The 24,217-nt window shown below is 45.2% G+C and carries 17 protein-coding genes, 1 pseudogene and 1 riboswitch; of the genes and pseudogenes, 3 read left to right on the forward strand and 15 right to left on the reverse strand.

Annotated features, from left to right (window positions below):
- Positions 1-104: 104 nt before the first annotated feature.
- Complete coding sequence (locus tag NLX67_RS02915; RefSeq protein ID WP_254310309.1) at positions 105-1,013, reverse strand: SGNH/GDSL hydrolase family protein; 909 nt, start codon at positions 1,011-1,013, stop codon at positions 105-107.
- 142 nt (positions 1,014-1,155) lie between these two features.
- Between NLX67_RS02915 and NLX67_RS02920 the strand changes: the two genes are divergently transcribed.
- Together NLX67_RS02920 and NLX67_RS02925 are read left to right on the forward strand one after the other, a co-directional pair.
- Positions 1,156-1,815 (forward strand): ABC transporter ATP-binding protein, encoded by a 660-nt coding sequence (locus NLX67_RS02920; RefSeq protein WP_254310310.1) that lies wholly within the window; start codon positions 1,156-1,158, stop codon positions 1,813-1,815.
- Positions 1,812-3,134 carry an ABC transporter permease gene (locus tag NLX67_RS02925; RefSeq protein WP_254310311.1) on the forward strand — a complete coding sequence of 441 codons (1,323 nt, stop codon included), beginning with the start codon at positions 1,812-1,814 and terminating at the stop codon, positions 3,132-3,134. Before NLX67_RS02920 ends, NLX67_RS02925 begins: the two co-directional genes overlap by 4 nt.
- A 329-nt stretch (positions 3,135-3,463) precedes the next feature.
- Here the strand turns inward: NLX67_RS02925 and NLX67_RS02930 are convergent, their stop codons facing one another.
- The 14 genes and pseudogenes from NLX67_RS02930 to NLX67_RS02990 form a co-directional block, all read right to left on the reverse strand.
- Positions 3,464-5,815 (reverse strand): phosphodiester glycosidase family protein, encoded by a 2,352-nt coding sequence (locus tag NLX67_RS02930; protein WP_254310312.1) that lies wholly within the window; start codon positions 5,813-5,815, stop codon positions 3,464-3,466.
- Between the two features lie 296 nt (positions 5,816-6,111).
- Positions 6,112-6,873 carry an aspartate/glutamate racemase family protein gene (locus tag NLX67_RS02935; protein WP_254310313.1) on the reverse strand — a complete coding sequence of 254 codons (762 nt, stop codon included), beginning with the start codon at positions 6,871-6,873 and terminating at the stop codon, positions 6,112-6,114.
- On the reverse strand, positions 6,873-8,300 hold the full coding sequence (locus NLX67_RS02940) for a cytosine permease (protein WP_254310314.1): 1,428 nt from the start codon (positions 8,298-8,300) through the stop codon (positions 6,873-6,875). Before NLX67_RS02940 ends, NLX67_RS02935 begins: the two co-directional genes overlap by 1 nt.
- Positions 8,301-9,569 carry a M20 family metallo-hydrolase gene (locus tag NLX67_RS02945; RefSeq protein ID WP_254310315.1) on the reverse strand — a complete coding sequence of 423 codons (1,269 nt, stop codon included), beginning with the start codon at positions 9,567-9,569 and terminating at the stop codon, positions 8,301-8,303. It lies immediately after the preceding gene.
- Between the two features lie 76 nt (positions 9,570-9,645).
- Positions 9,646-11,415 (reverse strand): hydantoinase B/oxoprolinase family protein, encoded by a 1,770-nt coding sequence (locus NLX67_RS02950; protein WP_254310316.1) that lies wholly within the window; start codon positions 11,413-11,415, stop codon positions 9,646-9,648.
- On the reverse strand, positions 11,412-13,493 hold the full coding sequence (locus NLX67_RS02955; RefSeq protein ID WP_254310317.1) for a hydantoinase/oxoprolinase family protein: 2,082 nt from the start codon (positions 13,491-13,493) through the stop codon (positions 11,412-11,414). The genes NLX67_RS02950 and NLX67_RS02955 overlap by 4 nt, the downstream gene beginning before the upstream one ends.
- A 222-nt stretch (positions 13,494-13,715) precedes the next feature.
- Complete coding sequence (locus NLX67_RS02960; RefSeq protein WP_254310318.1) at positions 13,716-15,410, reverse strand: sigma 54-interacting transcriptional regulator; 1,695 nt, start codon at positions 15,408-15,410, stop codon at positions 13,716-13,718.
- Positions 15,411-15,805: 395 nt separating this feature from the next.
- Positions 15,806-15,934 (reverse strand): hypothetical protein, encoded by a 129-nt coding sequence (locus tag NLX67_RS22710; RefSeq protein WP_256519522.1) that lies wholly within the window; start codon positions 15,932-15,934, stop codon positions 15,806-15,808.
- A 37-nt stretch (positions 15,935-15,971) separates the two neighbouring features.
- A riboswitch (cyclic di-GMP riboswitch) is annotated at positions 15,972-16,056 on the reverse strand.
- 151 nt (positions 16,057-16,207) lie between these two features.
- Positions 16,208-17,014: pseudogene (gene larE, locus NLX67_RS02965) on the reverse strand (ATP-dependent sacrificial sulfur transferase LarE).
- A 15-nt stretch (positions 17,015-17,029) separates the two neighbouring features.
- Positions 17,030-18,019 (reverse strand): 4-hydroxythreonine-4-phosphate dehydrogenase PdxA, encoded by a 990-nt coding sequence (gene pdxA, locus NLX67_RS02970; RefSeq protein WP_254310319.1) that lies wholly within the window; start codon positions 18,017-18,019, stop codon positions 17,030-17,032.
- Positions 18,016-19,260, reverse strand: a complete 1,245-nt coding sequence (locus tag NLX67_RS02975; protein WP_254310320.1) for a four-carbon acid sugar kinase family protein — start codon at positions 19,258-19,260, stop codon at positions 18,016-18,018. The genes pdxA and NLX67_RS02975 overlap by 4 nt, the downstream gene beginning before the upstream one ends.
- A gap of 17 nt (positions 19,261-19,277) precedes the next feature.
- On the reverse strand, positions 19,278-20,540 hold the full coding sequence (gene larA / locus NLX67_RS02980) for a nickel-dependent lactate racemase (RefSeq protein WP_254310321.1): 1,263 nt from the start codon (positions 20,538-20,540) through the stop codon (positions 19,278-19,280).
- 76 nt (positions 20,541-20,616) lie between these two features.
- Positions 20,617-21,750, reverse strand: coding sequence for a 2-keto-3-deoxygluconate permease (locus tag NLX67_RS02985; protein WP_254310322.1), 1,134 nt, complete (start codon positions 21,748-21,750; stop codon positions 20,617-20,619).
- Position 21,751: 1 nt separating this feature from the next.
- A complete protein-coding gene (locus NLX67_RS02990) occupies positions 21,752-22,909 on the reverse strand; it encodes a glycerate kinase (RefSeq protein ID WP_254310323.1) in 1,158 nt (385 codons plus the stop codon).
- 161 nt (positions 22,910-23,070) lie between these two features.
- Here NLX67_RS02990 and NLX67_RS02995 point away from each other — a divergent pair, with 161 nt between their 5' ends.
- Entirely contained in the window at positions 23,071-24,174 is a 1,104-nt protein-coding gene (locus NLX67_RS02995) for a CdaR family transcriptional regulator (protein WP_254310324.1), read from the forward strand.
- Positions 24,175-24,217 lie beyond the last annotated feature (43 nt).

A 24,217-nucleotide genomic window follows, 5' to 3' on the forward strand; every position in this document is an offset into this window, starting at 1 on the left:
AGGATGTTCAACAAACTAAAGAAGTTTTAACATATTTTTTCGAGTTAATACCGATAATTTCATAATTTCATAATCTAGCTTCCATTAAAGGGATTTCATTTCTCTTACTTACTTAACACCCGGTTGACCGATTGGTAAATCATATCAGCACCTTTTGGGGTCAAATGTGTACCTGACGAATCAATTAACCCCGAAGAAATGAGCCGCCGGTCCGTCACACCACCCGCTGCTGCACTCATGTTTTGATAGTTGTCAATGAGCGTCACCTTTTTTTCCTTCGCGACTTTTCGAATGATCGCATTGTACGAATCGTGCCATTGCCGGGCGCCGTTGTATCTCGTATAAAGTCTTTCATCATAGCGCTTGTAATAAAGCCCTTGTATGACAGGCGGTGTCGTCATGAGCACAACATGGACTTTTTTCGCTTTTAACGTATCGACAAAATACCGAATGTTTTGTTCAAACTGTGCTTTTGACACGCGTGCCTTGCCATTGTCATGAATAACCGCATCGTTTGTGCCAAACATGATCGTTACGACATTTGGACGCTTGTTTAGAACATCTTTTTGAAAACGGGCCCGCCCCATCACAGACGTATCGCCCCCTGCTCCTGCATTAACCGCACCGTATGTTTGCCCAAGCTTCGTCACCCATTTATCCTTTTGTGCGTAAGACAAATTTTGATTCCAGTTTGTTCCCTGTGTGTTGCTGTCGCCAAACGCCACGACAATTGTTGATTTTGACGTTTTCAGCTGACTTGATGGTACATATGCTTTTTTATTTTTAAACCGGATTTCCGACCAGCCGCCCTGCACTGAACCGTACACGTACAAGACTGTATATTTTGCCAGTGATCCTACTACTTTTGCGTGCGGGCTTGCATTGTCCCGTACGGTTAAAGAAGAAGAGATTACTTTAGCGGTTAACGGCTCAGCTGCTTTCACCGGCCCTCCAAACGCACTTATCAGTACGAAAAACAAAATCATTACTGCTATTATATTGTATTTCTTCAAAATAATATCCTCCACTTGCGATTGATAAAAATAAGAACATACTATTATAGCACATTCTAAGAGTCAGGATGGATGGTACTGGGAAAATTCTGACGATTATGCTAGCATTCTATAGGTAACCAAACCAGTTGGAGGTCATAAAATGATCACGCTTCATAATATAAAAAAAGCTTTTCATTCTAGCGGCAGCAAACAAGAGATATTGCGCGGGATTGATTTACAAATTGACCCAGGAGAATATGTAGCAATCATGGGGAAATCCGGTTCCGGCAAAAGCACGCTGCTTAACATACTCGGCGCACTCGATGCCGCTGATTCAGGTGAATACATATTAGCTGACAAACCGGTTCATAACATGCGGCAAAGCAAGCGAACCGCACTTCGAAATGCTGAAATCGGATTCGTCTTTCAGCAGTTTCAGCTTATTTCAAATCTATCTGTTTATCAAAATGTTTTGCTTCCGCTTACATACGGGCGAAAGCGGCTTGGCAAAAAGAAAGCCCGCGTCCTCCAGCTGTTAGATGAAGTTGGGCTAGCCGACAAAAAACACCAAAAGCCGGTCCGGTTGTCCGGCGGCGAAAAGCAGCGTGTCGCTATTGCACGAGCTCTCGTTAATGAACCAGCTATTTTATTGGCCGATGAACCGACCGGCAGTCTGGATGAGACAACAACGGAAAGCATTCTTCAGCTTTTTGACCGCGTTCACCAGCAAGGCACAATAATCATTGTGATTACACACGACCAGGAAGTAGCGGACCGCGCTGAACGCGTTATTCATTTGCGCAATGGGGTGTTCGCATGAAGCTATTTACTGCTTTCAAACTGGCTTGTTTTGGCCTCTGGTCCAACAAATTCCGAGTCATGTCTGCCATGATGGGGATTGTCATTGGCATGTTCGCGGTGATTGTCCTCATTTCTATTGCGGTCGGCGTAAAAGACACGCTGCTTAAACAAATGGGCAGCCTTGGAGCCGAGCAGATCCTTGTCATGCCCGGACGCATACTCGATTCCGCCAATGGCCAAAAAGATTTTTTGAGCGGAATGACAAGCGTCCCAAGCACCCTGACATATGATGACGCCAAAGCGGCTGAATCGGTGCCGAATGTGAAGTCTGTTACACCTCAGCTTGAAACCGTTTCGACAGCAGCGTACGGTGAACAGAATGTGCAGGCGATTCTTGTCGGCAGTACCGATCAATACAGCCGTATCCAGCATGCCGGTCTTTCGGAAGGCCGCTTTTTTACAGGAGAAGAACAAGATGCAAAAGCAAACGTCGTCGTTCTTGGCAGTAACATTCATGATGCTCTTCTCGGGAAAACAGCTGGGCGTAATTCAGGAAACGGCGGTACCCCTGTTGTAGAAGAAAAGCCTTGGTGGAAACGCGCACTGGATTCATTTATGACCGGCACAGTCGTTTCCGCAGCAGAAACAACATTAATTGGCAAGACATTGAAAATCGGCGATATCGACTACACAGTCATCGGTGTACTTGAGCCAAATGCCACGCTCGGTTCCAGCACCGACAATAATGTTATCATGCCAATTGAAACGGCCCTTGCTAACACCGATATGAACTACTTAAACAAAATGATTGTCGAAGCAAGCAGCACCGATGTGATCGATGAAGTTGACGGAGCCGTATTTTCAGCTATTAAACAAAATCATAATGAAATTGACTTTAGCGTGGTAAAACAGGATCAAATGCTCGGTGCGATTGATAATGTCACCACCATTCTACAGGTCATGCTGCTCGGCATTACGGCCACAGCTTTATTCATTAGCGGCACCGGAATTATGAACGTGATGATTATGTCCGTTCGGGAGCGTACGCGGGAAATTGGGATACGTAAAGCGATTGGTGCCAGCACATTCGAAATTATGGCGCAGTTTTTCTATGAAACGCTGCTCCTCTGTTTAATCGGCGGACTATTTGGCATCGGCCTCGGCTGTGCCTTTATCGAATTATGGAACTCCAGTATTGATGCCTTTACACTCGTCTTGCCGGCATGGGCGATTAAGCTCGCCCTCGGCTCAACACTTGTTATTGGCGGATTGTTCGGAATCTACCCGGCTTTAAAAGCGGCACGCATGAAGCCTAGCCGTGCGCTCCGGTTCGAATGAAACGAATATCTTATTATAGAGAATGGATCGGTTAAAAAAATAAGGGAAATGGACAGCTGGATTATCCATATATTAGTGTTTATTCAGCCATGAACAGGCCAAATCCAGCCGTTCTTCCCAAAAAAAGAGACTGGCTCTCCAGCCCACCACCGTAAATTCGGGGTAAGCTGGAGAGGCCAGTCCTTTTATTTTTTTAGAGGCGGTATAAAAAAATTTGGGTCGGTATCTGCGTCGCCTGGGTCGGAAAAATTTTTTTCCGGCCCAGGCATGCAAAAAACCGGCCCAAAATGAAAGATTCTGCCCCAAGAGAGCTATATTCTGCTCAAAAATTAGTTTTTCTCAAGCCCTTGGTTCAAAAAGATACTGAAATCCGCGCGCTTGATTGGTTCCCGCGGACGAAATGTTCCGTCTGGAAATCCTTGTGTAATGCCGGATGCAGCGAGTGCGTTAATCGAGCTGTATGAAAACGTACCGGCATAATTATCCGGGAAGTAGTTTTTCTCCGCTTCCGGCAGCTCGAGCGCCCGTTTCAAAACCGCAGCCATTTCAGCGCGGGTCAGCTGCGCCTGCGGATCAAATGTACCATCCGCACGGCCAAACATAATACCCGCTTCTGCTACAGCCGCGATGCTTCCATAAGAAGAATACGTTGCTGGAACGTCTGTAAAGCCTGGATTTTTCACACCGGCAACCGGAAGCTTCATCGCCCGCTGCAGCATAATCGCCGCCTGTACACGTGTTAACGTCGTCTGCGGCTGAAACTTACCATCCGGGAATCCGCTGATAACCGCTTGATTTACAAGCGAAGCAATATCCGTTTCCGCCCGGAAGCCAACCGGAACGTCGCGGAACAGTTCTTCTTTATACGATGTGCCATACACAGATTTCAGCGCATCCATGTACACACCCGGTTTTGTGACTGAAAGAGCCGAAAGCTTCGTCCAGCTGCTTTGCACTGGTACGCTTACATATTTCCAGCCGTTCCACGTAACTGTTCCAAATGACGCGTTGTGAGAAACACCTTTAGCATCAAGGAACGTCCCGGTAATTTGCGCACCATCCGCCTGGCCGTACACACGCATACTGACGAGTGTTGGACTGCCGGAAAGTGCAATGGGCTGAGCCGGCTGAGCGGTGCTGTCGACTTTCAGCGAATGGCTGCCGTCATACGCAACTGTTTTCACGGGTGAGACAGACCAGCCCGATTCCTCAAATGAATCTAATAAACTTGCTTTATTTTCAGGCGCCGCTTTGACCGTCACCGGAAGCCTTACTTCAGCGGTTCCTTTTTTCACCGAAATAAAGCCGGTGCCTGCTTTTGTAGCGGTAAAGGTCGTTCCTGAGACCGTACCGAGGTCAGATGTGATTGCCACATTTTCCACTTTCACTGGATTGCCGTATTCATCCATAATCGAGTCAATCTTCACGCCAACAGATTCACCAATCGAAAGCGCGGCGCCAGAGGACAACACTGCGTTAATCGTCGTCGGCACGCCTTTAGGCGCGGTCGTGATCGCCATTAAAAACGTGGAAACCGGCCGCTCGCCCCATACATCAGACGGCTTGTTTTGAATCGTTGCGGTAAAGTCGCCCGGTTCACGCGCCAGCATCGTTGTCGAACCGCCGCCATCCATGTTCAGCGCCCGGTCGTAGCCAAGCGACTGAATGTACGCCGCAAATTCCGACAAACTCATGCCGGTGCTGTAGCCAGACTGGCGTCCATCCACCGTAATAAAGGCCACTTTGTCACCTGTTTGATCAATCGCCACCGCTGTACGCGGCGCTTTTTCACGTGCTTTCGGGCTGTTCGGGTTCATGGTCAGCGCCACCTTGCCGTCTTTGACAAGCATCGGCCCGCTGCCAATCATAAAATCAGCCCCCTGCCACTTTTCATCCACATTAACAGACACCGACACCGTGTCGCCTATTTTCATTTGGCTAAGCGCTTCTGCTTCTGTCCCATGCGCGGACAAAACGAAGCCGTCCTTTGGAATAGCCGCTCCCTTCGCTTCTCCATAAGGACGGAATCCGATCACTTTACCCGTTAATGATTCACCAAATCGAAGCGACGGATCACCCGCACCCACTACAATCACTTCGTAGCCATACGGATTTGTTGTCGTCACACCTGCTGAGAAATTCGGCGTGTACACCATCGTCGTATTCGGATGGCGCTGCCCGTTATGTCCGGCCATCGTACCTGTCGCACCGTTGTGCGAATATGTAAACTGCGTCGAATACTGGTCGATTTGCCCTTTGCCATTTTTGTTCATGCCAAACGCAATCATCTGGCTGACAAACTCGTCTGCACTCGACTCTACCATTCCGCCGTTCACTAAATAATTATCGATCGCCACAAAATAAAGCGGCATCGGCTCCCGATTAAAAAACGATCCATTAATCGCGCCGATGACCTCATGCCCTTCTTCACTCGCTGCCAGCGCCTGCTTTGACGTCTGAACGAGCTTATTCAGCGGATCCGGCACGCCTGCTTCTACCTTTGTATATGGGTCCGTTGCATCAATCTCCATCACTCGAATGGACTGAGGCACCGTCCCATCCTCGACTATTTCTGTATATGTTACTCCATTCGAAACCGCAAACTCATCTGTCACCGCTGCCTGCGCAAGCGATGGGAAGACAAGCATTAACGCCAAAAGCCAAACCTGAAACCTTTTCATGGAAACCCTCCCTGCTTTTTGAAACTAGTATAGCATAGGAAGAATGAAAGACTAATAGACCGTTAGCGGTGTTTCGTGGCGATTAGCTAGTTTTCATGACTATTTCTATGTTTGCGTGACCAATCTATTGCGGCAATTATTACTTGAACAAAAAAGAGCAAAAGGGCCTTCTCAGCTTTTTTGTCACTTCTGCTGCAAAAAAACAGCAGCACAAACCATCGTCTTGGTCTTTGCTGCTAAACTTACATATATCATCTTTTTAATGTTTATCAATCATTCTTTATCAGTCAGAATATTCAAAATTTATCAGGTATGGCTTTCTCTGTATTGCTGGCGAAATGAGCTAACAGCCCGATATATTCTTTCTTTTCCGGGAATTTATACGTTTTAAATTTACTGGTTGTTTTCCCTAAGTCCACAATAGCCTCTGCAAATTTCACCCCGGCTACAACCCCATCAATGACGGGTATGCCCAGTTCTTTCTCTAATTCATTTGCAAATTCAGCCATTCCCGCACACCCTAAAAGAATCGCTTCTGCATGATCTTCTTCAAGGGCCCTTCTGCTTTCCTGCCTTAACATTTCCATCCCTTTTACAGGATCTTTTTCAAAATCAAGCACACCCATTGGCGTGGTCCGGACATTCACAACCCGGTGCCCCATTCCATACCCTTCCACAAGCTCCTCGATCATTGTTTTAATCCGCGGCAGCACCGTGACGACTGAAAATCGTGCTGCTAGCATGGAAGCCATATACATAGAAGATTCTGCTATTCCAATAACCGGCGCGGCAGTCACTTCCCGGGCAGCCTGCAAACCCGGATCTCCATAACAAGCAATGACATATGCATCTACCCCTTCGCTTTCTCCTTTTCTCACCTCATCAATGACACCTGGAATACTTAAATACTCGTCATAAAATGATTCAATTGAAGCCGGTCCCATTTTTGGACTAACCGCAATGATTTCTGTATCTTCCCTTTTTACACTTAACGCAGCATGTTCAATTCCTTTGGTCATTTCAATCGTTGTATTAGGATTAATAACTTTAATTTTCATTACATTGCCTCCTCATTTATTTTCACCTTTTCATCCAACTGATGTTTTAGCTCAATCTTTCCGTATATTTCCGGCTGGTAATATTTTTTCCCAATCCAGAATTTCATTAATGGATAATAGAGAACATTTGACACAATAAAAGCAGTGATGAATCCATAGTCAGGGAACATGTAAACAGTAATTCCAGCCGGAATATAGGCAATGATCGCAGCAGGGTTAATATTGTTCCAATATTTATACTGCCCTCCGGATCTGTAAAGCTCCTCCAAATTTAATTGGCGCTTTCTTAACAGATAATAATCACAAAACATAATACCGGCAATTGGCGCTAAAAGAGCAGAAATAGCAATTAAAATTTGAGGAAGAAAATCGGCAAATTGCCAAGGCTGTATCACTAACCCTATAATCCCTGCGATGATGGCCCCGTGTGTAAAAGAGATTTTCTTAGGGAAATAGTTAACCATGATGTAAGCAGGTGGAAGTAAATTTGCACTAATATTGGTTGACCACTGTGCAATAATGACAAACGCTAAACAAACCACCAAGATGAATGGATTTCCCTCTCCAAGCACTTCGGTCATAACTGCAATCGGATCCCAGTTCCCAGTTGCGACACCGCTTGTCATTCCAATGATAGTGAACAAAATCGTAGAACTTACCAGCCCTAGAGTGTGTGCTATCGCACTGCCTTTATTCGTTTTCAGCCAGCTGCCCATTCGATCTTGTTTATTCACTTTTAAGAACCGGGTAAAATCTGAAGCATTTAAAGCCATTGTAATGTACAGCCCCATGAAGACAACGACACCATAGCCAAGTGAGACACTGCCGTTTCCTTCTTGCGCAAATAAAGAGCTTAAAGAAGTATCGAATCTATTCATAATTAAATATTGCAGATAAATCCCTATAACCAATATACTTGGCGCTGCCAGCATTTCAAATAGTTTAATTGCTTCCATTCCCATCGCCGTATTAATAATTTGCACAGCCCCGAATAAAATAATTAACAAGGTGAGATTAGAATATCCAAATAATACTTTCATAATTTCATTTAATGCAGCAGCGCCCATCCACGTTTGAAATCCAAACCAAAAGATTGCCGGTACTGCCCGAACTGTCGCTGGAATATGAGTTCCAAGATAACCAAAACAAGCCCGGATAAAGACAGCATACGGAATTCCATATTTTATGCCAAAATCACCTAATAAGGTAAGCAAAGCAGCGACAACTAAATTCCCAAGCAAAGCGGCCACTACAATTTGTGTTGGTGATAGTGCAGGATAAAGCTGGGCTGCTGTGACAAATGTGACTAACTGTACCGCAATTCCAATCCAGAGTAAGAAAAAGCCAAAAGTGGATATTGTTCGTTCCTGTTCCTTTGTAGGAATGATATCTTTCCCAATGAGACTTAGTTCTTTTTCTTTTTTCATTTAAAAAACCTCCTTTTTGATTGGAAATGACAAATAATGAAGGGCTGTTTCCAACAGCAGCGATGTCCCTTTTGAAATATCCTCTACATCCGCCCATTCATTGGGGTTGTGACTAATTCCATCACGGCAGCGGACAAATATCATGCCAATATCAGTTATTTCATTCATTGACATCGCATCGTGTCCGGCTCCACTAATCATTTTTGGGGCATCAATGGCAAGGGACGCTTCAATACTCTCCATCATTTTGATAACATGGGCCGCACAATTAACAGGGGCCTGAAGCAGATGCTGCTTAATTTTAAATGTTAATTGCCGTTCCCTACATACTTTTCCAACCATTTGTTCCACTTCACTAATCCGTTGATTTCTTCTTTCCAGATCAATATCTCGAATGTCCAGCGTAAATTCGACGCATTCAGGGATCACATTAGCACCACCGGGGGTTACCATCATTTTGCCTACCGTTCCGACTGTGGCGCTTTGTGAATCTTGAGCGCATATTTGTTCAATTCGGCTGATGATGTCTGCAGCACCGGCCATGGCATCTTTCCTAAGCGGCATGGGAACCGTTCCAGCATGCCCTGATTCTCCCATAACTTTGATGCTTAGCCAGGCCGGTCCGGCAATGCCTGTCACGATTCCAACCGGCTTATTTATCGTCTGTAAATAGGGGCCCTGCTCAATATGCATCTCTAAATAAACCTTTATCTCTCCGCGTTCTCTTATACTTTGATCATGTAACATTGGATTAAGGCCAAAAGCCATTAACGCTTCAAAACGGCTTATTCCGTCTTCATCCTTTTGATACATCTCATCCTCTCTTACTTTTCCTGCCATTCCCCTGCTTCCAAATAATCCTCCTTGAAAACGTGCCCCTTCTTCATCGCTAAAAGCAACGACTTCCAGCGGGTGCTCCATCCATATGTTTTCTTCTTTTATGATCTGAGCTACTTCAATCCCGCCCAGCACGCCAATCGTTCCATCAAATTTCCCGCCATTCGGAACCGTATCAATATGCGATCCGATCATAACGGCTGGCGCTGAAGGGTTCTTTCCCTCTTTTCGGCCGATCAAATTTCCAAAATGATCCATCCTCACCTGTAAACCGGCCTCGTTCATCCACTCGGAAACCAATTTTAATGCTTGATCATCTTCTTTTGTTAACGCTTTTCTCGTGACCCCGCCGTTCTTCGTTTTCCCGATACAGGCTAATTCTTCGATTCGATTTGATATTCTCTGGTTGTTAATCCGAAATAGCTGTTTCATATTTCCACCTTTCATTTTTTATGAAGCTATTCCAAAGGTCTTCAGGGTCGACCTTTGAGACACCCTCACAGATTATTTACATGGAATTTCTCAATGCCATTGTTTTTTCAACATTCACGTTTCCTTCTTCAATTACTACGCCATACGCTTCTTCAGCATTTGACAGAGAAATATACCCATCAATGACATCATGAAGGACCAGGTTTGGATCCCGTTCAAATGGATCTCCATATCCACCGCCGCTCGGTCCTGTGAGCAAAATAGTGTCTCCTTCTTTCATGACCATATTTGGAAGTTTAGAAGGAAGACTTTTTTCTTTTTCAGTTCCATAGTTTAAAATAACATTCCCTACAAATCCTTCTGAGCCTCCGGAAAAGCCCCAAGGCGCATATTTATGGCCGTCGCCTTCTAAAGAAATGCTGCCGTCCGCCAAGAACGCAACCTCTTTTACAGAACCGATCCCGCCTCTCCATTTGCCGGGAGCACATGCGTCATTACGTAATTCGTATCGGTTAACCCGGAGAGGGTAGTGCGCTTCTATGTCTTCAATCGGGTTGTTGCGTGTGTTCGCATAAAGGGTATCAACTGCATCCATCCCATTTAATCCATTTCTTCCTCCATAGCTGCCTTCCATAATGTCCATAAAAACCCAATAGTCTTCATTATCCAGACCGCTGTAGGAGACCACTTTCAGGTTCCCTACCCCGGCACTGACCTGCTTCGGCACTACTTGACTAAGCGCCTTCATGACCGTATCGGCAATGACATTCCCCGGACAAAAACGAGCAATGGTCGGTGCAGGAAAGATCGGATTGCACAACGTCCCTTTTGGTGCGTAAATGGCAATCGGTCTTATTAATCCTGCATTTTGAGGGATAGAGCCATACGTATTTGAATCAAGCAGGATTGAACGTAATGTCAAATAAATGGCGCAGTCCACCGTTCCTTCAAACGGCATATTAATTGGCCGGTCTACTTGCGGGGAAGTTCCGCTTAAATCCACCTTAATATCACTTCCGGAAATGGTCAGGGCAACTGCAATCGTTAAATCCTTTTTTGCAGGATCCGGGCTGTCTAAATAACCGTCGAGAAATCCTTCCGCATAATAGGTACCATCCGGCAGTTTCTCAATGGCGCTGCGAAGCATCGTTTCCGAATATCTCATCAAGTCTTCGCTGGCTGCCAATACCTTCTCCAGCCCGTACTTTTCAATGAGCTCAATGTATCGGTCAGCACCAATTTTCGCTGCTGCAATTTGCGCTTCAATATCTCCGACAACCATTTCAGTTGCACGTATGTTATCTCTAAGCATATTCCAAACCTGGCGATTTTTTTGTCCATTTTCATATACTTTAATGGCTTTGAATTGCAGGCCCTCTGCATAAGCGTCTACCGCATCGACAATCCCGCAGCTTCCCGGCGTTAACGCGCCAATATCCAAATGATGGGCGGTTGTGACTGAAAAACCAACCAATTCTTCTTGATAAAAAACAGGAATACATATGCCGATATCCGGGCCATGCGAAGCTCCATGGTAGGCAGAGTTGTGCATGATTACATCCCCAGGACAGAAGTCATCACCCCGCTCTGCAAATATTTTTTTAATTCCCCTCACATATCCCGGGATGGGACCAGATTGAAGGGGTGTACTTTGCGTGGACTCACATAGCTGTTGAACATTCGTGTCCACCAAGGCACAGCCGAAATCTTCTGATTCACGAATAATGCTTGAATAGGACATACGTGCAAGTTTATGGCCCATTTCAATCGCAATATTTTCCAATGCTCCTTGAATGACTTGAGACGTGATGGGGTCAATGGCGATTACCTGTCCAGATTGATTCATTGTATGCCTCCTCCTATCTTGATCAAAATATTTCCATTTTCCTCTACCGTTGCTGTACAGTTCGGCGGCATCACCGTCGTTGTGTCTTTTTGGAAAATGATCGCCGGTCCTTGAATAACTCCATTTGATGGAAGTTTTTCTCTTTGATAAAAGTTCGTTTCAAAGCTCTGTAATTTTCCATCGACACGAAAGGTTGTTTTCCCTTTCTTAATCAGGGCATCTTCAACGGTCCCTGTTGTTTCTACAAAAGGCTTTTGAATTTTTGGCATTACACCTTTGCCAGTCATACGTACATTAACAATTTCAATTGGACTGTTTTCAAAAAGATGGCCGTACTCTTTTTTGTGCAGTTCATGGAATTCATCCCAGACAAGCTGAGTACTTTCTTCTGTTATTTCCCCGGCAGGTATATTTACGCGAAGCTCATATCCTTGCCCAACATACCGGCAGTCCGCTGTTCGCTGCAGCTCCACCTGAGACGGCTGGATGCCATCATCCGATAATTGATTGACAATTTGCTGACCCAATAATTCAAAATCTTTATTCAGTCGCTTAACATCCATGTCACTGCTTAACATAAATTCCGTCTTAATCGAGTCATATTTTAAATCCGTTGTCAGCAAGCCTGTCGCCGATGTAATGCCGGGGTGAGGTGGAATGATGACTTCCGGAATGTCAAGAATCTGCGCAACCTCAACCGCATGCAATGGACCGGCACCACCGAAAGCAACCAGCGAAAACTCACGGGGATCCTGCCCTTTTTGAATCGTTTTTTCCCGAATGGCGTTTGCCATGCTATTGTTCACAATGGTTAAAATCCCTTCAGCTGTTTCTTCTACAGGAAGCGATAATTGTCCAGCCAATTGTTCTACTACTTTGAAGCCTTCTTGTTGATAAATTTTCATTGAACCGCCGAGAAAATTATCTTCGTCCAATCGCCCCAGTACAACATTCGCATCCGTCACGGTCGGCTTCGTTCCTCCGTGCCCGTAGCTCGCCGGCCCCGGTCTGGAACCAGCACTTCTAGGTCCTACTTTGAATGCGCCACCTGCATCAACATAAGCGATGCTTCCTCCACCTGCACCAATTGTATGAATATCAATCATCGGTACCATAACAGGAAAGCCGGCAATCCATGTATCCCGTGCGGTCGATTCATCAATACCCTGTTCCGTAATGATGCCAATATCGGCACTTGTTCCTCCTACATCAAATGTAATCAGTTTCTCTTTTTCCGAAAGATTTCCTGACCATCTTCCTCCCAACACACCAGCAGCAGGCCCTGATAATAACGTATTGACAGGTCTCGCAGAAACAAATTCTGCTGTTCCAACGCCTCCGTTAGAGCACATAATATGCAAATCCGCATTAAATCCAGACTTTTTCAGCCCCGTTTTTAAATTATCAATATAGCTTTTCACTTTTGGTCCCACAAACCCATTAATGGCCGCTGACGTAAACCGTTCAAATTCTCGGAATTGAGGAGAAATATCCGCTGAAGTGGTAACAAACGCTTCCGGATACTCTTCCTTGATAATCTCTTTTACGCGTTCTTCATGGACGGGGTTAATATATGAGAAGAGAAAGGCCACGATAATTGACTCAACCCTTTCCGCTTTAAGTTCTCGAACAGCCTCTCTCACTTCCTCTTCATCAAGTGGAATAAGAACATCTCCTCTTGGAGGAACGAGCCTTTCGCTTACTACTTTTCGATGGCGCCGCTGAATTAACGGGCGATCCTGCCAAGGTATTTCCTGCATGATGGAATAATTTTGCGGCCGTTGATGTCTTCCAATGTGTGTGATATCACGAAACCCTTTTGTCGTGATCATTCCTGTCTTTGCCCCGTCATATTCTAAAATGGAATTGGTGGCGATTGTTGTCCCGTGAAAGACATGATGAATGAAACGTTTATCGATTCCTTCCTTCTCACAAAGCTCCGAAATCCCATCAACCACACCGATGGATGGATCCTCTAACGTTGTAGGAACTTTATTAATCCAAGTCTTTCTTTCTTCTGTATCGGTATACATAATATCTGTAAACGTTCCACCTACATCGACACCTACTAGTTTCATTTCTCTGCACTCCTTATCAACTTGTGATGTTCTTGCCTGACTTCTTTTTGAATCTTGGAATTAAGCTCATTGTATGTAATAAATCAGCCGGTCACTTCACATAAGACAGAAAATCTGACAAACATTTTCAAGACAAAAAAAGTCAATTGCAAAAACGCAATTGACCCAAACATTTTATAATCTTACACACTGGTTTTCATAATTTTTTTAAAAATTGCAAAATTAAAATCGGTATTGCATTTTTGCAATTTCAATATTTAATTTTTTGATTTTTCTGGATAATGTTGACGGATCTACTCCTAACTTACCGCTTGCTTCTTTCATGTTCCGGCAACGAGATAATATGTCTTCGATCATTTGTTTTTCGTATAAATCGACCGCTTCTTTTAACGAAAGGTTCTCTCTGTTAAGTTGAATCGGCCGTTTAAAAAAGTTACCGGGAAGCTGATCGTCCGTAATTTCATCATGCGATGTTGTGACCACAAGCCGTTCCACCATATTTTGAAGTTCCCGTACGTTTCCAGCCCACTCGTGCTCGACAAAAGCTTGAAGAAGATGCTGATTAAATGTTTTTCTTCTATTGTATTTTTTATTAAAAACATTCAAAAAATATTGAGCTAAAAATGGAACCTCTTCTTTCCGCTCTTTTAAACTTGGTATATAAATCGTCGCTACATTCAGCCAGTAGTAAAGGTCTGTCCGAAAGCGGCCCTCTTTTACTAAGTCTTCTAAATTTTGATTTGTCGATGTAATAACCCGTACATCAACATGAATTGTTTCTAAATCACCAGTTGAATGGACTTCATTCTCTTGCAGCATTTGCAGCAGCTTTACTTGCAGGTGAAGCGGAATCTTTTCAATTTCATCTAAAAATAAAGTGCCATTAGCAGCTGCTGCTATCAGCCCTTTTGTTCCGTATCTCAAATCCCCAAATAGTTCTTTTTCCATAATGTGTTCAGGAATCGCTCCGAAATTCACTTTAACAAAAGGCTTTTCTTTTCTTATACTCTTTTCATGCAGGATTTTCGCGAAAAATTCTTTCCCGACCCCGGATTCCCCGATAAAAAGAACAGGTGAATCTACCTCTGCGATTCGATTAATTAAATCATATGTATTCTTCATTGATCTGGATTTTACAATCGGTTCATGTTCTTCCAGGACAGCTTTATTTGACAGTTCGGACTGATATTGTCTGGCTAGTTCTTTTGTCTCCTCAAGCTTCTTTGACAGCTCTTCTGTTTCTGTAATGTCTTTAGAGATATTTATGATCTTTTCAAGAGTACCTTTTTCATTAAAAACAGGGTAGCCTGTGACCAATAGCCTTTTACCCGATTTAGTCGTTTGGACGATGGTGATGCTCCGCCCCTCTTCAATGACCTTTTTGGTTGAAGAATGATCCACTATTTTTTCTGATTCCAGCATGTCCATCGGCTTCCCGATAAAATCTTTGCGTTTGACCCCCATTATCCGTTCACACGCTTCATTTACTCTTAATATTCGCCCTTGACCATCTGTAATGGTGACAAGTTCCCCTACTAAATCCATAATTAAATCAAGTTCTTGTTTTAATTCTCCAATTTTTTTGCAGTGATACGCAAGATGTTCAACGAAACTGGCATGAAACATAATGATCAAACCAGTGGAATGGTTGTTTTCGTCTTTCATTGAGCATTCATAAAGAATAATCGGTGGTTTCTTTTCTTTGTGAACAGAAATGATAGATGGATACCCTGTTTTAATAGCCTTAATCACATTACTTTCAGGGATGAGCTCTAAGATTTTCGCATGATCTACTTGCTTTTTACTTCCTCCAATCATATCCAAAGCGATATCGTTACTATACTTGACCACACCAGCTTGGTTTATTACCATTATTCCAAAAGGCACATGATCAGAAACACTCATTTTATCCACCATTTATCACCAGGCCTCCTTTTTTTAAAATGTACATCAACCATTATATGAAAACATCCGCGTTGAAGAAAGCAAGATTCACTTACTCTCCTTTATATTCACAAATAAGAATAAAAAGCCTGGCGATATGGCTCGTTACGCTGCTCAATAAAAATAGCCAGCCGAGTGAGAAAATGGCTGGCCATGACTGATTTATAGAAATGTCTTTACTCATCCAAAAAAGGAAACCCATAAAGGAGTGCTTAAGACAATCCTCCATCCAGTCTTTTCATGGAAATGGACACCTTCCCTGCTTTTTAAAACTAGTATAACTAGGAAGCGTGAAAGAATGATAGGCCCTTTGACTTGTTTTATAACCTATTTCAATATTTTTCGAGCAATGAATCCACTCGGCTTTTTCAGCCTATTTTCTTTCTCGGCTTGTTTCCAACCTTCACAAAATAAGCTCCCTCATCTAATGTCTTGAAAAACTTAATGCCTACCCACTTCAATGGAGTCCAAATCTCTTTCATGCTATATAATGGCATAATGTATTCCTCCTCTATCAAATTGTACGAAATCGTATTCGGCAACTGGCTGGCCTAGGTTCATTCCCTTAGCCCCTATAGTTTTGCGTCATCGCTTTTCAACGATTTTGCCTTTTCGCACAATATTCGGAGTACTCTTCCATTATAAAATGTAAATCCTTCTATATTAAGTAAATTCGTCCGACAAATTCATACAACAAATTCATACAAAAACAGCACTCCGATAACGAAGTGCTTAATCAACCTTATAGTCTACTGCTTTTTTTCTATCGATCAAATTGACGCCAGCGCTCGATTCATGCTGCCGCTCGTGTAGCCTCCTAAGTCAAGTGACACGTACTTATAACCGAACTGCTTTAAACGTTTTGAGATGGCTGCATGGCAGGCCAGCACATGCGCCATTTCTGCCGGCTCCACTTCAATTCGGGCCGTATCACCATGCGTGCGGACTCTTACTTGGCGAATACCGAGCGATTTTAAATATGCTTCTGACCGGTCAACTTTCGTCAGCTTTTCTTTTGTAATCGTTTCTCCATAGGCAATTCTTGAAGACAAACAGGCGAAAGATGGCTTGTCCCACGTAGGCAAATTCAAGTCTTTTGAAAGTATACGGATTTCTTCTTTAAACAAATCCGCTTCCATAAGCGGCCCCCGGATGCCTTTTTCATTGGCTGCTTTCATCCCCAGCCGGAATTCATTTGCGTCATCCGCAATGACACCATACACCACGTTTTTAAACTGATACCTATCAAGCAGCGGTAGCACGTGATCAAATAAGCTGCTTTTGCAAAAATAGCAGCGGTTTTGATTGTTTTCCGCTTAACCCGGAATGGCCAGTTCCGATGTTTCAATTACTTGATGAGAGACGCCGATTCGCTTCGCCAGCGATTTGGCTTCTTTTAATTCACTTGTCGGATACGTTTCTGAATCGGCGGTTACCGCCAAAACGCGCTCCGCTCCTAGCGTGTCGACCGCAGCTTTTAATAAAAATGTACTGTCAACACCGCCGGAAAAAGCGACCACAACCGTTTCCATTTCCCGCAATAGGTGCTGGAGATGCGCGTATTTTTGATGAATCATAATCGTACCGCTCCTTTATCGTTTCGGCGCCAGTTCGGCTGCCTGCCGGATCGCTTCAAGCAGGCTTTGCTCATCGGCTGTTCCGGTTCCAGCAATATCAAAGGCTGTTCCGTGATCGACGCTTGTCCGAATAATAGGCAATCCGACCGTAATATTAACACCAGCTTCGAGCCCCAGCACTTTGATCGGTGCATGGCCTTGGTCATGATACATCGCCACCACGATGTCGAAGTCGCCCCGGACGGCCCGGTAAAATAACGTATCCGCCGGCATCGGACCGGACACTAAAATACCTTCTCCCTGTGCTTTTTCAACAGCCGGTTCAATTTTGGATGCTTCTTCCCCGTCCCCAAACAATCCATTTTCCCCCGCATGCGGATTAATGCCGCACACTGCAATTTTTGGTGAATCAATCCCTGCTTTTCTCAGCGTTTGATCGGCAAGCTGAATGACATTATACACGCGCTCCGGTGTGATAAGTTCCACCGCTTTGACCAGCCCGACATGGGTCGTTACATGAATGACCCGCAGCGTCGGAGCCGTGAGCATCATTGCGTAGTCTTCTGTTCCTGTCAGCGCAGCTAATATTTCTGTATGCCCCGGGTACTTGTGCCCCGCTAAGTGCAGCGCTTCTTTATTGAGCGGAGCGGTGCAAATGGCATCAATCTTTCCATCGTTCGCAAGCTCAATCCCTTTCTTTAAAAAAAGAAACGCCGCATGGCCCGCTTCCTTTGATACGTTTCCCACCGGAAGATCAGCATCTAGTAGCGCTAAATCTAAAACATCTACTGTACTTTTTTCAAAAGCGGCGTCTTCTATTGCGGAAATAGACCGAATCGTCAAACCTGATTGGGTGAAAAACAGTGCCCGCTTCATGATTTGGGCATCCCCAATAACGACTGGACGGCATTGGTCATACACCGCTTGATTTTGTAGAGCTTTCACAATTATTTCAGGTCCGACCCCTGCAGCATCCCCCATTGTAATAGCAATAATTGGTTTCATTTCATCTGTCCCTTCAATAAAGTTAACGCATGGCCAAGCGAATGCGGTCCGCCAAAAGCACCTGCTTTTGTGACGACCGTTAAATCAGGTGTACCAAGCATCCGGGCAAGCGGAATACCCGTTTCAATCTCCCGGATCAGTTCCATTCCTTCCGCTCCAAGCTGGCGTGCAGCCGCTTTAGCGGTGTCGCCGCCGGTTAAAATGACGCGCTTTAACTGGCAGGAACGAATAACTTTAGCCGCCGCAAGCCCGAGTGCTTCTTCAATAAGCGCTGGCAGAAGGTCCGTTTCTTTTACTGCTGAATCACCTACATCCAGTACCGCATCCCTTCCATTTTCAAAAAAGTGCTTTAAATCCTTAACGCAACGGGCGATTTCAGTCTCCCGTTTAGTTGGGTCCAACAGCTGATCCGGCTGAATGGTAACGGACGCCGCACCAAATTCCATTTTCACATGGTCCGTTTGTTTTTTCGTGAGCGATGAACGGCTTCCGCAAAGAAGCAAAACGGGTCCCGCTGGTTTTAACACAAATTCTTCTGCTCTTTTTTCCTCACCGCTTACGAGGCATTCCGCTAAACCAGCTGAACCGGCCCAAACCAAAGGAGAGTCCCAATCGGAAAAACGCAAGACAATTTGTTTCAAATCTTCAGCAGTCTCCGCATCACAGACGAACAGTGTACAGCCCTTGTCGATCAAATGGGCTACTTTCTCTTTAAACACCGATTCATCTGCGTAAAGAACAGATTGATCAATTAAACCCGCGGTCCGCTTTGACTGAGCCGAAAGCAGTTTGACAATATCGGACTCCGTCACGGGTGTTTTCGGATCGCGGCCCATTTCGGTTTTTGCAATCTCCACACCATTCCAGTAATGAACGCCTTTTTTCGTTACCCGGTTTAACGCAGGCAGTGCCGGGGCTACTACTGCAAATGGGATTCCGGACTGATCCATCATGGCGTCCAGCTCGCTGCCGATATTGCCCCGCAGCGTCGAATCCATTTTTTTATAAAGAACATCAAACTCAGCTGCATTTAAGCCCCTCAGGTATTCACGGACTGCTTCATACGATTTTTCTGGCATCATCGCCCGGCTCGCGGTGTCAAAAATAACCGCATCCGCTTTTCGGGCATGCGTGCCGGCCTGGTCAAACAGCACCACAGAAGCAAAGCCGCCTGCCGCAAACTGAATACCTGCATCACATGCACCGGTTAAGTCATCAGCAATCATTAAAAGATTGTTCATTTGTCACAACCGCCCATCTATTCTTCTACGTATGGAATGGTAAGCGGACCGAGCGGCAGCACGGCGACTGTCATTTCTTCACCGTATTTTTCTTTTAGCCGGCTAAGTGTTTCTTCCATATTGTGCACCGGCGTCAGCATCGCTCCTGTTACCTGTTCATCTGTCAACGTGGAGTATACATGCACATCCGCCCACACCTGTGTCACAGCCTGCTTTTGCACCTGCCACTGATCAAACATTTTAAATTCAGGATCATTAATCATATCCAAAAGCTGCTGCGGGGTATCCGCCATCTCGAAAATCTTCGAATAGTTGCCGTGATCCGGCAGCCCGTCCGCACATTGGGATGCAATCACAATGGTGCCGCCTTTTTTCACAATCTTATGCGCAGCACTCATTCCTTTGACTGCCTGATACAGATTTTGGTCAAGCGGATAGCCCGCATTTGATGTAATGACGACATCAAACCGTTTCTTGCACCGGCTCATCGCGTGCTCTTTCACAAATTCACAGCCCCGATCATGTGCCTCATATAATTCACCGGCAAAAACAGCGGTAATTTCCTTGTCTCCATTTAATGTCACATTCAGCATAAAATCCGGCTTGCACATCGCGTTGATTTCACGCGTCATTTGCTGGACCGGATTATCATTCATATTGCCCCATGTCGAGCGTGCGTCGCCAATCATTCGCGCATTATGAAACGTCATAATGGTTTCGATTCCAGCGATGCCCGGCATAATGCCTTTTGGCCCGCCTGAAAAACCAGCGAAAAAATGCGGCTCGATAAACCCGGTAACAATCCGTATGTCGGCTTCTACATAGTCTTTATTCAAGTACACATCACAGCCAAACGTGCTTTTTCCGATTTTAACGAGCTCATCCTGATTGTGGCACTGGTTGTTCACGATGCGAATATTATCAACGACCCATTCGCCCAGCATGCCGACAAACTCTTCTTTTGTCTGGTCACGGTGTGTTCCGGTTCCGTTGATAATGACAAAGTTTTGGAGCGGCACGTGACTGAGCTCTTCAATAAGAGCCGGCACAAGCTTGTGATTGGGGGTCGGCCTTGTTATGTCGCTAATGACAATCGCTACTGTTTGATTTTCCTTAACCATCTCTTTCAGCGGCTCACACCCGATCGGCTGCCGGAGCGCCTGCTGCAGGGCAGCCTGTTCATCTTCCACTCCAGGTAAATGACTCGGCTCGACCACAAATGAATGATCCGGAACATTGATCGTTAATCCGTCTTTTCCATATAAAAGTGTTGTTTCCATCCATTCCACATCCTTTTTTCAATAAACCGGCGCAATTTGCCCTCCAAATCGCGCCGTCTATCTTTCTCTGTAAAAATTAAGTAGCCATAGATTTCGCTTTTTTCTCAGCTGGATCAGCCGGTGCTTCCATTTTTAAATCTTCCCGCTTGCCATTAATGCCTTTTTTCCGCTGGTAGCGGTCCACCATAATGACCGCGATTGGGCAAAGAATGGCTGTTGTCAATGTGGCAATGGAGATTTGCGCGGTCGCGATGTTGGCGATGTTTTGAAAAGCATCTGCGTCTGCCTGTGTCATCATTCCCGCTCCAGCCGATACAGAAGCCGCGGCTGCAACGGCTGCTGGTGTCGCTGCTGCATTGCCGGCCGTTGATGCTTCCGCGACAGGCGCGATATAGCTTTTTTCTTTAAACAGCTTGAAGACCAAAATACCAATCCCACCTGTTAAAAATACGGTCAAGAAGCCGATGGTCAGCCCCGCTGCCACAACAGAAGGATTAAAGAAATTCGCCAGGTTCATCCCCGCGCCAAGCGCAAAAGCAAAAAACGGGACGGGCAAAATTTCTCCCGGGCGCAAAAACTCGCGAATGTCTTTATCCAAGTTTCCAAGCAGCATACCAATCCCGATTGGCAACAGCACCGCAATAAACGAAATAATTGGAAAGCTCGAGCCGAGAAGCCCAAGTGACATTAGTGTAAAAAACGGACCGTCATTCAAAGACAAAATAGCTACCGCTCCAACATCCGACCGGTTTCCATACTGTCCGGTCAGCGCCGCATACATGCCGCCGTTTCCGTTTGTCATCGCTGCAATAATCGCCATTGTCGAAAGACCAAGCAGCCCGCTCATCGGATCAAAGAAATACCCGAACAAAAGACCAACCGCAAGACCCGTTAAATATTTAGAAGATGTCAGCAGTACCCCTTTTTTCAAGGCTTTTCCGCCGACCCGTAAATTCATCTGGCTGCCTGCACAAAATAAGAATAAGGCAATTAACACAAGGGCGCCATCTTTAAACAACTCCTGCGAAAAGCCGCCGATCCGCAAAAATTCATAATACCCCTCTGGCGTTTCGGGAACTCCAAGCCCCTTCAGCATACTCATAATGGCCGGAATGTGCATTTGGTCAATCGTATTTAATAGCGCCCCTAAAAGAAGTGGCACAACCATTAACCCACCTGGCACACGTTCAATCGTCTGCTTAATTTTCATCTCAGAAAACCCCCTTTTGTTTTCGTACCCCTTTATGAAAATAAGATCGAACAACCTGCTCTGTACCCCATTCTAAAAGCGATGCCGCCTGCCCAATGGCTTCATCCAATGACATTGGGCCGTTCACCATGCTGTTCACGCTTACAACTCCATGCTTATAAAGTGACTCGGCCCCATCTCCTACGGAGCCCGCTATAATGATTGTCGGCACCTTTTGCTTCTTCGCTGCCTGTGCAATGCCCATAGCCGTTTTCCCCGATGCTGTCTGCGCATCCACTCGCCCTTCTCCTGTTAAAACGAGATCCGCCTCGCTCAAATGATCCGAAAAGCGCTGGTACGCCAGGACAATATCAATGCCCCGCTCCATCCTGCTCGGAAAAAAGGCTTGAAAGGCGCCGCCCAGACCACCTGCCGCACCTGCTCCCGGACGATGGTGCAGCTTAATCCCTGTTACTTCCGCCACTTTATCCGCAAAATGACTCAGCTGTGCGTCCAGTTCTCTGACCGTCTCAGGACCCGCCCCTTTTTGCGGCCCAAACACGTGAGAAGCACCGTCCAATCCAATCAGCGGATTTCCCACATCTGAGGCAATCACAAACGTACTGCGCCCAATGCGTGGATCAAAGGACGAAAGATCAATCCGGTGGATTCTTTTCAGCTCACCGCCCCCAAAAAAGATCTCTTCTCCTTTTGAATCGAGCAGCTTCATTCCGAGCGCCTGAAGCATTCCGGCACCGCCATCATTCGTCGCCGATCCGCCAATCGCCAGAATAAAGGAAGAATATCCGTCATCGAGCGCCGCCCTAATGAGCTCGCCGGTTCCATACGTTGTGGCTTTCAGCGGATCAAGCGCGGTCCGTGGAACCAGCTCTAATCCGGAAGCTGAAGCCATTTCAATGATGCACGTCCCCGTTTCCTCAAGAACGCCATATTCTGCTTCTACCGCTGTCCCAAGCGGTCCCGTCACGGTCACCTTTTTTTTCTTTCCGTTATTTGAAGCCACAAGTGTCTCAAGCGTGCCTTCGCCTCCATCGGCTGAAGGCACCATGACAACCTCTGCTTCTGGAAAAGCAGTTTGAATGCCTTTTCGCATAGCTTCAGCTGCCCGAACCGCACTTAAACTGCCTTTAAAGGAATCAGGCGCCACGATAATTTTCATCCCATCCCCTTCTTTCATTTATTCATAAGCTGCCTTTTATTGAAAGCGATTACATTTTTATTATAAAAAAATTGACACTTTATGTCTTTAGTTATACCATATGAAAAATTAACTTTATTTCTATCAATTTTCAGTTAAAACATCTAAAAAGGAGGGAAAGCATGCTAACAAAAGCTATCGCGAAGGAAATTGTCAAAGAAACATCGCTGCGTCTTGACCGGAACATCAACATTATGAACAATGAAGGCATGATCATCGCCTCTTGTGATGAATCGCGAATCAATACCGTTCACGAAGGTGCCCGTCAAGTGCTCGAAACCAGCCAGCCTTTTATTATTCATGAAAGCGAAAGTGCTATTTTCAAAGGCTCGCAGCCCGGCATTAATCTGCCTATCGTTTTTCAGGAAGAAATTGTCGGCGTGATTGGCATTACAGGAAACCCCGAGCACATGACCGACCTTGGCGGCCTCGTGAAAATGACGACCGAGCTCATGATCAAGCAGGAGTATATCGCTTCTCAGATGGAGTGGACTCAGCGGACAAAAGAAATGATTTTCGAAGAACTGCTGAAAAAAGAACCATCCTATGATCATATTAACCGCGGACTGAATCTGCTTGATGTCGAGCTGCACCCGCCGCTTAGAATGGCAATGATTCAACTTAAACCCGACCGGACTGAAACCAATCAAAGGATGATTCAATCAACAGAAAAAACGTTCAAACGAGGAACAGGATTTGCCGGATTCACCCATACACATCGAATGATTGTCCTGGCATCCGGTGCAAAAGAACAAGAATTTCTGGAAGAAATTCATCAGATTCAATCTACATTCAAGCAATTACGGATCGTCAATAAAATTGTTTACAGTACACCGTTCAACGAACTGGACGAATTTAAACAATCCTATATGGACTGTGACCTTACACTTAAAATTAGTGCAGAGCAACTCGAACTCATTCCTTTCGCTGCGATCGAATCCAAAGCGTTAATTCACCAGCTCGACGAAGCCGCCGCAAAGCGATTTTCAGATCGTGTTTTGACAGAAAACGTTCAAAAACAAGCGATGACCTTAACGAAATTTTTCCTCAACAACTTAAATATCCAAAAAACAGCAGACGACTTATTTATCCACCGCAATACCCTGCTGTACCGGCTTGAGAAAATAAAAGAAAATACAGGCTATGACCCGAAAAACTTTCATGACGCACTCACTCTGCAAATGGCTCTATGGATTCATAGCATAAAAAGCGATTCTGATCGGTAGATGGCTTTTCATATAATAGGGTTGATTCAATAGACTTACAAAC

The organism is Domibacillus sp. A3M-37 (genome assembly GCF_024213455.1).
GTDB classification, from domain to species: domain Bacteria; phylum Bacillota; class Bacilli; order Bacillales; family Domibacillaceae; genus Domibacillus; species Domibacillus tundrae.